The 301-nt window shown below is 69.1% G+C and carries 1 pseudogene; it reads left to right on the top strand.

The window, feature by feature from the left end:
- Window positions 1-207 (top strand): annotated as a pseudogene (locus AC0I8G_RS25855) (sugar ABC transporter permease); the annotation flags it as partial.
- Between the last annotated feature and the right edge of the window lie 94 nt (window positions 208-301).

Below are 301 nucleotides of genomic sequence, written 5' to 3'. Positions count from 1 at the left end.
GTCGCCGCCCTGAAGAGCGTCGACCTGATCTACGTGACGACGCGCGGCGGGCCGGGGACCTCCACCACGGTGCCGTCCTACCTCGCCGACGAACGGGCTTTCCAGACCAACCAGGTGGGCTCCGCCTGCGCCGTCGGCATCACCCTCGCCGTGGTGATCGGGCTCGTCACGGTCCTCATCTCCAAGCTGCAGCCGCAGGAGTCCTGACATGCGCCTCAGCCGCTTCGAGACGAGCGTGAACTACGGCCTCCTGGGCGTCTTCGCGCTCTTCGCCGTGGGCCCCCTCGAGGGGGTCCTGATC

The sequence above is a fragment of the Kineococcus sp. AC630 genome, assembly GCF_979255925.1.
The sequence above is the reverse complement of the archived record's forward strand: the minus strand, read 5'-3'. Positions and strand labels throughout refer to the sequence as shown.